At 73.5% G+C, this 11,072-nt stretch carries 8 protein-coding genes and 1 pseudogene; 5 read left to right on the top strand and 4 right to left on the bottom strand.

What is annotated here, in order from left to right; genetic code table 11:
• The first annotated feature begins 58 nt into the window (after positions 1-58).
• From ACZ5D2_RS07745 to ACZ5D2_RS07755, 3 genes are all read left to right on the top strand, one after another.
• Positions 59-3,520, top strand: coding sequence for an aminotransferase class I/II-fold pyridoxal phosphate-dependent enzyme (locus ACZ5D2_RS07745; RefSeq protein WP_371681370.1), 3,462 nt, complete (start codon positions 59-61; stop codon positions 3,518-3,520).
• Positions 3,521-3,639: 119 nt separating this feature from the next.
• Positions 3,640-4,560, top strand: a complete 921-nt coding sequence (locus ACZ5D2_RS07750) for an ATP-binding cassette domain-containing protein (RefSeq protein WP_371680112.1) — start codon at positions 3,640-3,642, stop codon at positions 4,558-4,560.
• Positions 4,557-5,429, top strand: a complete 873-nt coding sequence (locus ACZ5D2_RS07755) for an ABC transporter permease (protein ID WP_371680111.1) — start codon at positions 4,557-4,559, stop codon at positions 5,427-5,429. The genes ACZ5D2_RS07750 and ACZ5D2_RS07755 overlap by 4 nt, the downstream gene beginning before the upstream one ends.
• A 37-nt stretch (positions 5,430-5,466) precedes the next feature.
• Here the strand turns inward: ACZ5D2_RS07755 and ACZ5D2_RS07760 are convergent, their stop codons facing one another.
• The 4 genes from ACZ5D2_RS07760 to ACZ5D2_RS07775 all read right to left on the bottom strand — a co-directional run bounded on the left by ACZ5D2_RS07760 (position 5,467) and on the right by ACZ5D2_RS07775 (position 8,778).
• A complete protein-coding gene (locus ACZ5D2_RS07760) occupies positions 5,467-6,039 on the bottom strand; it encodes a toxin (RefSeq protein ID WP_468927947.1) in 573 nt (190 codons plus the stop codon).
• On the bottom strand, positions 6,036-6,479 hold the full coding sequence (locus ACZ5D2_RS07765; RefSeq protein WP_266836919.1) for a helix-turn-helix domain-containing protein: 444 nt from the start codon (positions 6,477-6,479) through the stop codon (positions 6,036-6,038). Before ACZ5D2_RS07765 ends, ACZ5D2_RS07760 begins: the two co-directional genes overlap by 4 nt.
• A 364-nt stretch (positions 6,480-6,843) precedes the next feature.
• On the bottom strand, positions 6,844-8,001 hold the full coding sequence (locus ACZ5D2_RS07770) for an MAB_1171c family putative transporter (protein WP_371680109.1): 1,158 nt from the start codon (positions 7,999-8,001) through the stop codon (positions 6,844-6,846).
• Positions 8,002-8,043: 42 nt separating this feature from the next.
• Positions 8,044-8,778, bottom strand: a complete 735-nt coding sequence (locus ACZ5D2_RS07775; RefSeq protein ID WP_371680108.1) for a TetR/AcrR family transcriptional regulator — start codon at positions 8,776-8,778, stop codon at positions 8,044-8,046.
• A gap of 457 nt (positions 8,779-9,235) precedes the next feature.
• Here ACZ5D2_RS07775 and ACZ5D2_RS07780 point away from each other — a divergent pair, with 457 nt between their 5' ends.
• Entirely contained in the window at positions 9,236-10,225 is a 990-nt protein-coding gene (locus tag ACZ5D2_RS07780; RefSeq protein ID WP_468927953.1) for an Acg family FMN-binding oxidoreductase, read from the top strand.
• Positions 10,226-10,674: 449 nt separating this feature from the next.
• Positions 10,675-11,072, top strand: a pseudogene (locus tag ACZ5D2_RS07785) (hypothetical protein); the annotation flags it as partial.

Here is an 11,072-nt window from a genome sequence, read left to right on the forward strand (position 1 = left end):
GGACGGCGGCGCGGTGGGATCCCCGTCGGCGCGGCACGACGACGTCGCGGTCGTGGGCATGGCCTGCCGTTTCCCGGGGGCCCGGAACGTGAACGCGTACTGGCGTCTCCTGACCGCCCCGCGGCCCCAGTTCTCCGCCATCCCCGAGTCCCGGTGGCGCGCCTCCGCCTTCCTCAGCGAGAACTTCCGCGACCCGTCGACGACGTACACGGACACCATGGCGCTGCTGCCGGACGTGGGCCACTTCGACGCGGCGCACTACGGCATCCCGCCGCGGCGGGCCCGGTCGATGGACCCACAGCACCGGCTGCTGATCGACCTCGCCCGCGAGGCGATCCAGGACGCCGGATGGGAGACCGAGGGTTTCGACCGCGAGGAGACCTCGGTGATCACCTCGCTCACCGAGAGCGGCTACCGCGAGCTCAGCAGCCTGCAGATCCGGATGCGCCAGGTGGCCGGCGGCGAGTTCGGGGCCCGGCCGGCCGACCCCCGGTGGCTGGAAACGGTCCGGGGCGTCGACCACCTGCAGGGCACGTCGGTGGCCGGACTCCTGCTCAACATGGGTCCGAACACCATCAGTTCGGTCTTCGACCTGCACGGTGAGAGCTATGCGCTGGACTCGGCGTGCTCCGGTGGGCTGATGGCCGTGGCGAACGCCGTGTTCGCCCTGCGCGCGGGCCGCACCCGCATCGCGCTGGCGGGCGGCGCCCAGCTGATCCTCACCCCCGACCTGCTGGTGGGCCTGAGCCGGATCGGCGCCGTCTCGCGCAGCGGCAGGTGCCTGCCGTTCGGGGCGCGGGCCGACGGCTTCGTCCTGGGCGAGGGCGCCGGGGTCCTGGTGCTGCGGCCCCTGGCCGACGCGCTGGCCGCCGGCGACCGCGTCTACGCGGTGATCCGGGGGGTGGGCACGGCCAACGACGGGACCGTGCACGGCGGTATGCACCCCCAGGCGGCCGGTCAGCTCCGGGCCCTGCGCCGGGCCTACCGCGACGCGGACCTGGCCCCGGACTCGGTCGGGTACCTGGAGGCGCACGGTACCGGGACGACGGTCGGCGATCCGGTCGAGGTCGGTGTGCTGCGCGAGCTGCGCGGTGAGGACGCCGCGCCCGCCTTCCTCGGCGCGGTGAAGGCGGTGGTGGGCCACTCCCTGAACGCCGCCGGGATCGCGGGGCTCATCAAGACCGTCCTGGCCGTGCACCGGGGGCTGATACCGCCGCAGCCGGAGTTCGAACCGGCCGAGCCGGCGGCCCTCGCCGCCGCGCGGCTGGTCGTCCCGACGGAGGCGACGCCGTGGCCGCGGTCCCCGCGGCCGCGCCGGGCCGGGGTGAGCGCCTTCGGCTTCGGCGGCACCGGCGTCCACCTGGTGGTGGAGGAGTGCGCCGCCCCGGAGCCGGCCGTGCCCGCCCCGGACGGGGAGCCGCACCTCCTGGTGCTCAGCGCCCGTGACCGGGCGGGGCTGGCCCGTTACGCCCGCGACCTGGCGGACGTCCTCACCGAAGACCGGCTCCCGCCGGCCCGGGTCGCGGACACCCTGGCGCGCCGTACGCCCTTCGCGGAGCGTCTGGCGGTGGTGGCGCGGGACTCCGCCGAGGCCGCGGGCCGGCTGACCGCCGCCGCCGAGGCCATCGCGGCGGGCCGCACCGGGGAGCTCGGGCCGGGGCTGGCCGTCGGCGCGGTGGAGCCCGGCGCGCCCGAGACGTCCGCCGCCGCCCCGGGCGCGCCGGCGGACGGGGAACGCGCCCCCGCGCCGGCGGGCCCGGCCGTGCGTGCGGTGAGCGGCCCGGCGCCGCTTCCCGCGGCGGAGCGGACTCCTCCGTGCACGTTGCCGCCGAGTCCCCTGGCGCCCCGCCACCACTGGGTGGTGGACGCGTCGGCCCGCGAGACGGCGGAGCCCGCCGGCCACCCGGAGGAACCCCCGCGGGTGGTGGCGGCGGTCCCGCCCTCCGCCGGACGGGGCGCGCCCGCCTCGCCGGGAGGGTCCGCGCAGCCGGACGCGTCGGCCGGACCGGGCGGGGCCGCCGCGTCCGTCGTCCTCGAAGCGGTCTCACGGACCGGGGTCTTCCCGCTCTCCGACCTGGGCGCGCGGATGGTCCTGACGACCGATCTCGGCTTCGATTCCCTGATGCTCCAGGAGCTGGACGTCATCATCGCGCGGCACGCGCCGGGCTTCCCCAGCGAGGAGACCTTCAGGCCCGGCCTGACCATCGGGCGGCTGACCGAACTGGTCGCTCCCCACCTCACGCACGCGCCGGCCCCCGCCGCTCCCCCGCGGCCGCGGGAGCCGTGGGAGGCGCCGGAGCCGCAGGGGGACGAGTACGCCGCCACGGCGAGCGTCGACGGTTTCCCGGAGGTGCGGCAGTTCGAGGAACGCCTGGACGCGATCACCGCCGGCGGCGCGGACTTCCCGTACTTCCGGGTCCACCGGGGCACGATCCGCGACACGACCGTGATCGGTGACCGGGAGTACCTCTCCTTCGGCTCCTACAACTACCTGGGGCTCTCGGGCCATCCGGCGGTCACCGCCGCCGCCCACGAAGCGGTGGACCGCTACGGGACCTCGGTCTCGGCGAGCCGGGTGCTCTCCGGCGAACGGGAGCTGACCGTACGGCTGGAGCGGGCGCTCGCCGCCTTCCTCGGCGTCGACGACTGCCTGGCGCTGGTCAGCGGCCACGCCACCAACGTCACCGCGATCGGGCACGTCGTCGGCGCCGGGGACCTGGTGCTGCACGACGCCCTCGCCCACGACAGCATCCTGCAGGGCTGCGCGCTGTCCGGGGCGGCCCGGCGGCCCTTCGCCCACAACGACACGGACCAGCTGGCGCACATGCTGCGGGTCAACCGCTCGCGGTTCCGGCGGGTGCTGATCGCCGTCGAGGGCGCCTACAGCATGGACGGCGACCTGGTGGACCTGCCGGCCGTGATCGAACTGAAGAAACGATACGGCGCCCTGCTGATGGTCGACGAGGCCCACAGCATCGGCACCGTGGGCGAGCACGGCCGCGGTGTCGGCGAGTTCTTCGGCGTCGACCGGTCCGGAGTGGACCTGTGGATGGGCACCCTCTCCAAGGCCTTCGCCAGCTGCGGCGGTTACCTCGGCGGCTCGGCCCGGATGGTGCGCTGGCTGCGGCACACCCTGCCCGGCTTCGTCTACAGCGTCGGCCTGACCCCGGCCAACGCGGCCGCCGCGCTGGCCGCGAGCGAGCTGATCACCGCGGACCGGGTCCGTGCCCTGCGGCGCAACGCCGAGCTCTTCCTCTCGCTCGCCTCCTCGGCCGGCCTCGCGACGGGCTCCAGCGCCCACACCCCGATCGTGCCGTGCCTCCTCGGTGACTCGGCGAGGACCCTGCGCGTCGCCGACCGGCTGTACGAGCGCGGTGTCATCGCCGATCCGATCTTCCACCCCGCGGTGGAGGAGGGGCTCTCCCGGCTGCGGTTCTTCGTCACCTCCGATCACCGCGAAGGGGACATCCGCCGGGCCGTGTCGGTCCTGGCCCAGGAGGTGTCGGCGGCCGGGGGCTGACGTCCTCGGGTCACCCCGCGGCCCCCGCCCGGGGGCGTACTCCCACGGCCGGGGGCGGCCGCGCGAGTGCCGCCCACGGCACCATGCCCGCGGGGCGCCCTCCCGGCAGGGTTGCCCTTGTGATCGAAGTCAACGAACTCACCAAGCGCTACGGCGCCAAGACCGCCGTCGACCGGTTGTCCTTCACCGTCAGGCCGGGCCGCGTCACCGGATTCCTCGGCCCGAACGGAGCCGGCAAGACCACCACCCTGCGGATGGTCCTCGGCCTGGACCGGCCCACCGCCGGTTCCGCCACCGTCGCCGGCGTCCCCTTCGGCGACCACCCGCGCGGACTGCGGCACGCGGGCGCCCTCCTCGACGCGAACCAGGTGCACGGCGGACGCAGCGCCACCGCCCACCTGTCCGCGCTGGCCCGCAGCAACGGCATCCCGGCGCGCCGGGTGGACGAGGTGCTCCAGGAGGTCGGCCTGGCCGGAGCGGCGGGCCGCCGCATCGGCGGGTTCTCGCTCGGCATGAAGCAGCGCCTGGGGATCGCCACCGCCCTCCTCGGCGATCCCCCGGTGCTGATGTTCGACGAGCCCGTCAACGGCATGGACCCGGAGGGCGTGCTCTGGATGCGCGGCCTCTTCCGGCGGCTGGCGGCCGAGGGCCGTACGGTCTTCCTCTCCAGCCATCTGATGTCGGAGATGCAGAACACCGCCGACGATCTCGTCGTCATCGGCCGCGGGCGGCTCATCGCCGCCGAGTCGGCAGGGCAGTTCGCGGCCCGCAGCACCCGGTCCCGGACCGTCGTGGGCACGTCGCGGACCGCCGAACTGGCGGCGCTGCTGGCCGGCGCGGGCGCTTCGGTGGAGCCGGAGGGGCCGGCGGACACGGGCAGGCTCGTGGTGACCGGACTGGCGGCGGACCGGATCGGGGCGCTCGCCTTCGCTCACGGGATCGTGCTGGACCAACTCACCCCGCGTACGGCCTCCCTGGAGGAGGCCTTCATGGAACTGACCGCCGACAGCGTCGAGTACACGACAGGACGGACCCGATGACCCGAACCGCCTCCGCCCACGCGGCCTCCGCCTCCCCCGTCTCCTCCGTCTCCTCCATCGCCGAACCTCCCGCCCGCTTCCGTGACCTGCTCGTCGCCGAGTGGATCAAGATGCGGTCCCTGCGCTCCACTTGGTGGACGATCGCCCTCACCGCGCTGTTCGTCATCGGGTGCGCGACCGTCGCGGCGCTGGCGGACCACGACACCATCGCCGCCGCCGGCCCGGGTGCGCAGGAGTCCCGCGGGTTCCTGCCCTTCGACGCCTTCCCGCCCGGCGCCTACATGACGCTGATGCTCGTCGCCGGCAGCCTCGGAGCCGTCACGATCGTGAGCGAGTACGGCAGCGGGCTGATCCGTACCACCACCGTGGCCGTACCCGCCCGTCACTCGGTGGTCCTGGCCAAGGCCGTCGTCGTCGCGGCGGTGTGGACCGCCGTCGGGACGGCCGTCTCCCTGGGCGCCTTCCTGGTCTCCCAGGCCGTCCTCGACGGCCGGCACGCCGGGGTCTCCCTCACCCACCCCGGTGCGGCCCGGGCCATGGCGGCGTCCGCGCTGCTGGCTCCGGTCTGCGCCCTGGTCGGCCTGGGCCTCGGCGCGCTGATCAGGCACACCCCGGGCAGCCTGGTCGCCACGCTCTTCACCCTGGTGATGCTGCCGCCGCTGTTCAGTACCTCCAGGCAATGGTCCGCCGACGTCAACCACGTGATGGTGGCCTCCGCCTGGAAGCGCCTCGTCCAGAACTGGGGGGACCTTCCCGACCTCCACCACGTCCACGACGCCACCGTCTCCGGTTCCTGGGCCGTGTACGTGGTGTGGCCGCTGGTCGCGGTCGCCCTCGCGGTGGTCGTCGTACGCCGGCGCGACGTGTGAGCCGGACGCCGGGGACCTGACGGGCCGGGCGGGCCCCTCAGAACAGGGTGCGCTCGATGCGGCTGAGCGTGTCGTCGCCCTTCCCGGACGGTCCGCCCCCGGGGCCCGGGGCCGCGCCGGGTCCGTCCTCGGCGCCGCCCATCCGCTGGGAGAGCAGGTAGGCGATGACCTCGGCCTCCTGTTCCTGCACGTCGTCGTAGGTGGCGCGCAGGAGCATGTCGCGGACGAGGTCGGGGTCGAGGTTGGGGAAGAGGAGGCGGGAGCTCGCCTCGTCCAGCCAGCCCGCCCCGCGGTGACAGCAGATGATGTGGCCCAGCTCGTGCAAGATGATGTGCTCCTGATGCGCGCTGGTGGTGTTGGCGTCGTAGAAGATCAGGTCCTCGTCCCGCGCGGCCACCCACATGCCGCACGGCTGCGAGGCGGGCATCTGCATCGGGATCAGGGTGATGGGGCGGTCGCGGATCTCTCCGATGTACCGGCAGAGTTCGGCGACGTCTGCCCCTTCCGGCAGGTTGAGTTCGGCGAGCCGCCGCGCTCCGTCCTTGCGGAGCTTCTTGAGCTGACTGCGGCGGCCGTGATCGGCCGAACGCCCCCTTCCGGGGACCCTCATTCCGGGTCTTCCGAGGGGTCGGTGACGGGCGGGAGGCCCTGGAGCTGCCGGTACTGGTCCATGATGGCCGTGATGGCCTGGAGGTTCTCCTTCTTCATCCCGGCCGCCCGCATGGCCACGGAGCGGACTCCGGCCTGGCGCAGCGCCTCGATGGCGGCGACCTCACTGAGGACGGACTCGGCGACCTCGTCGTCGAAGAAGTACGCGACGGAAACGCCGAAGAACCGGGCGAGGGCGGCCAGCAGGTCCGGCGAGGGATTGGAGCGCTTGCCGGTGCGCAGCTGCGACAGATAGACGCCACCGGCCTTGAGTTCGGGGTTGGCGCGCTTCAGTTCCTCCGCGACCTCGGCGTTGGTCCAGTGCTTGCCCTTGGGCCGGACCGTCTTGAAGAGGTTGTCCAGACGCACTGCCAGCTTGGGCCGGTCGTCGGTCTCCGACACGGCGATTCTCCCTTCCGTCACCTCCTCGACATTGCTCTCAGCTATCCGGCAGTTTCGCAGATTAGCCGTCAGTTGACAATCTGACCAGAGTCCGCCACCGTGGACCTCGCCGATAGCTGGCAGCTAACTTTGCTTACGGGGGTAGCCGAGTTGATGTGCTGGCGGCTGTCGGTCCGGGCAGGGCCGGCCCTCGGGGGATGGGGGTCGGCACCGAGCGGATCACACCCGCTCTGCCCGGAAGCAACACGGGGGAAACGGGGGAAACAAAGGGGGGGACCCACGGGGGAAAACGGGGGGAACCACGGGGAGGGTGAAAAAGGGAAAACCCGCCCGGCCTGACGGGGGACAGACCGGGCGGGAGCTCTCAACCCGCTTTGCCGAGTTTACGATAGACGGCTGCCACTTGGGTGAGCCAGGCGACCTCCGCCGAGAAGTTGTCCGTGTCCCGGTCGTCGAAGTCGCCCGCGTCCTTGTTGAGATCGGGGACGGTCCCGGCCCGCTTCGCGTGCAGGGCCTGCTTGATCTGCGCCGCCTCGGCGTGGGCCTGCCGGTACTCCTCGCTCGCCGCGGGATCCGCCGCCCCGACGGCGGGTGCGGTGCGGTCGATGTAGGGGCGCAGGTCCCGCCATCCGTCGCGTATCTCGATGACGCGCCGGTGCAGGCGGTAGTTGAGGTCCGAGACCGAGGCCGAGCCCGGCGGCTCCAGGACGATGTCCGGAGAGGACTCGTACAGGTCCCGCCAGAGCGGGTAGAGGGCCCGGTAGGAACGGTAACTGTGCGCCCACTCCAGCAGTTTGGCGGCCGACGCCTCCCAGGAGGAGAACGTCAGGCCGAGCGAGAGGGTGACGATCCCCGCGGCGCTGAAGACGTTCGACGCGAGCTGCCAGACGCCGATGTCGATCCCGGCCGCGGCGGTGAGGATGTTCACCGTCCGGCAGGTGCAGTAGAGGAAGAGGATCACCGCGGCCACGGACAGCATGCGCAGCGCCTGCCGCAGCGAGGCCTTGCCGGTCATCCGGGCGTAGGGGCCGCACTGGCGGAAGATGGTCACGCACGGAACCGCCTGGGAGACGATGAAAACCAGGAGGTAGACGAGGACCAGCGGTTGGCCGCTGCCGGAGTTGAAGTCCGTCGCCGGCCGCCCGGGTCCGTCGGCGATGAAGAAGAGGGCGATCAGGAGCACGCCGAGGGCGACGCCGGTGATCAGCCAGTAGCGGGCCTTGCGCGCGGCCTCCGCGGGGTCGGCCGCCCAGCGCAGCAGGATGATCTCGGCCGCGACGCAGAAGGCGACGGCCGATACGTGCATCACCAGGATGGCGAGGTTGCCGACGCCGAGGAAGCTGTCGCCGCTCATGGCGACGGCGCCCATGGTGAAGGTGAGGCACTGCAGCAGGAGGGTGACCACCAGGGTGCGGTAGGCGCTGTCCCGCCAGCTGCGGCGCACTTGGCAGAGCCGGTAGACGAGGGCGGCGTACGACGAGAGCGCCGCGATGACGAAGCAGAGGGTTCTTGTGGTGTTCACGGCCTGATTCCCCGCCGGTGCCGCGCGCACGCGGCAGACGGTCTAGTCGGTGTGGGTGGGTTCGTCCAGCGGGACCGTCAGGCCGATGCCCTCGGCCGCCACCGCGATGGCGAAGTCGAAGTACGCGGACTCGTCCCGGACGCTGTCGTGGGTACGGCTGAAGACCTGGAACACCAGGAGCCCGATCAGGCTGCTCCAGAGCACGATGCCGCGCTCGACGATGTCCGAGAACGGTGCGTCGGGCACCCCTCCGAAGAGTTGCACGGCCTCCGGCCGGAGCAGCGGCGGCCCCGGTACCGTCCTCCGGGGCGGGAGGAGTTCGCCGCCCTCCAGCGCGGACCTCACGATGCCGGCCAGCACGGCGGGGGTGCGCGAGGCGGGCGGGACGGTGTCCTGCGGGGCGTGGTAGCCGGGTACGGGCGAACCGTAGATCAGCGTGAACTCGCCGGTGTGGGCGAAGGACCAGGCCCGCAGGGCCCGGGTGACCGCGAGCAGCCGCGCGCCCGCCGGGGCTCCCCCGGCCACGGCGGCCGCGTCGGCCCGCTCCATCGCGGCGGCCGACGCGTCGTAGGCGTCGACGACCAACGCCGTCAACAGGTCGTCCCGGTGCGGGAAGACGGCCGCCACGTCGGCGACGGCCAGCCCGCCCTCGGCGGCCACCGCCTCCGGGGACAGCCCCGGGGCCCCCTCCTTCGGCAGCAGCCGGCGCGCCGCGGCCATGATGGCCTCCACCTGCCCGGAGTTCTCATCGGTAGCGCTAGTTCCGGAAAAATCCATGGCCAAACCGTACCCGTCGGCTACCGACCCCTCGATCACATTCGGACGGACGATCGACAGCCGCCCGGGGCACGGGCCGGCCGGGCCCTGATCCGGACCCCTGGGACCCTCTCCGGGACGGGACGGGACGGGACGGGACGGGGCCTCCGCCGAGTCGACCGTCACGGTCTGTCACCGGCAGACCCGAGTACTCGGCCGCCACGGCCTGCGCCGTGTCGTCCAGGGGCCGATGGGGGGACACCGCCACCCGGGACCGTGACCGGGGCCGAAGGTCCCCGTCGTCGCTGCACGGACCCGTGCCGCGCGGACCGGTGGGACCTATGGTCCCGGGACGGCACCGGTCGGCCCTACCCGGGCCCCGGCCGGCCGGCCGACCCTGGAGGCAGCGCAGGCACCGCTCCACCTCGGGGGCGCCGTCGTGGCGCACGACCGGGGCAGCACAGACAGGACCAGACCCGTGACCGCACGCACCGTCGAAACCGAAACCGTCGCCCGGCTCGTCGCCGACGCCGTCACCGCCCCCTCGATGCACAACGCCCAGCCCTGGCGCTTCGTCTTCCGGCCGGACGACGAGGTCGTCGAGCTGTACGGAGACCCGGAGCGGGCCATGACCCGTACCGACCCCGATCACCGCGCCCTCCACCTCGGCTGCGCCGCGGCCCTGTTCAACCTGCGCGTGTCCGCCGCCCGCCACGGGCTCGGGGCGCGCGTGCGGCTGCTGCCCGACGGCTCCCGGCCCTGGCTCCTGGCCGGGGTGTCCTTCGAGGCGGCCGCGGACGGCGGCGACGAACTCGCCGCCCTCTACGACGCGCTCCGCCGCCGGCACACCAGCCGGCTCCCGTTCGGCGACGAGGCCGTGCCGCCCGCGGTCCTGGACGGCCTGCGGGCGGCGGCCCGACTGGAGGGGTGCCACCTCACCGTCCCCGGCACCTGGCACATCGAGACCCTGCTCGGGCTGGTGCACGACGCCGAGCACCTGGAGGAGACGGACCCGCTCGTCCGGGCCGAGACGGCCGCGTGGACCGGCGGGGACCGGAGTCCGGGCCCGACGCGCCGCGACGGCGTGCCCGCCGAGGCGTTCGGCCCCCGGAGCTCCGGCGGACCGGCGCCCGTACGCGACTTCGGCCGGGACCGACCGGTGCCGGACCGCGGGTGGGCCGTGTTCGAGAAGCGGCCCCGGCTGGCCCTGCTGGGCACGCGGGGCGACACCCGGGCCGACTGGCTGCTGGCCGGTCAGGCGCTGGAGCGGGTGCTCCTCCGGGCCACCGCCGACGGCCTGGCCACCTCGATGACCTCCCAGCCCCTGGAATGGCCGGAGCTGCGCTGGACGGTCCGCGATCCGCTCGCCGCCACGGGACACGTCCAGATGGTCCTGCGCCTCGGCTACGGCCCCGCGGGCCCCGCCACACCCCGCCGTCCGGTCTCGGAGGTCCTGGAGGTCCAGTGAGGGCGCCGGCCGGCCCCGCCGGGCGGGACGGCCGCGGGGCCGGCGGCGGACGCGGGGTGCGACCACTGCCGGTAGATGGCATTCCGTCAGCACCCTGAGCTGCTGTTTTGCCAGTTCCGAGCGGCGTTCAAACGCATGGTCAGCAGAATCTAGTTGGCACATTCGTACAGGACGGTGCGGACACCCCTGCACGGGTGTCGCCTGATTGTCGGGAACATGCCCCTCAAGCCACGTACCGCGAGGCGGACGGTCCCGTTCCACACGGCTGGGGAGGGCGCGCTCTGGGCACCCGTTCCGCCGTTTCCGCACGAACGTGGCCGTGCTTCCGGCATGATCTCCCGCAGCACCACGGCGGCCGCCCACAGGCCCGGCGTCGACTCCGGCGCCACCGGCCCCCCGGACGGTCAGCGAACCCGCTGGCGCCCCGGACGCGGACTCCCCCGGCACCGGTGCAGGCGAGAGTCGAGCCCCTCTCTCCGGCCCCCACTCCCCCGCCCGTCGGCGGGGCGACAACGACATGCACCCAGGCGATCAACCAGCTCAAGAGCGTCCTGGTCTCAGCTGACTCCGCCCTCCGCGAGTCGCTCGCCGGGCTGAGCAACCCCCACCTGTTCAAGCGGTGCGCCGACCTCGATCCCCAGCATGCGAGGGGACCGGCCGGGGCCGCCCGTCACACCTTGAGGCTGCTGGCCCGCCGCATCCGGCATCTGACCGAGGAGATCGACGATCTCAACAAGCGGATAGCCGAGGCCGTCGAAGTCAGCACGCCGGGCCTGCTGGAAGTCCGTGGCGTCGGCCCGGACAGCGCCGCTGCCCTGCTCATCTCGGCCGGCGACAACCCCGAGCG

The organism is Streptomyces sp. NPDC031479 (genome assembly GCF_055581065.1).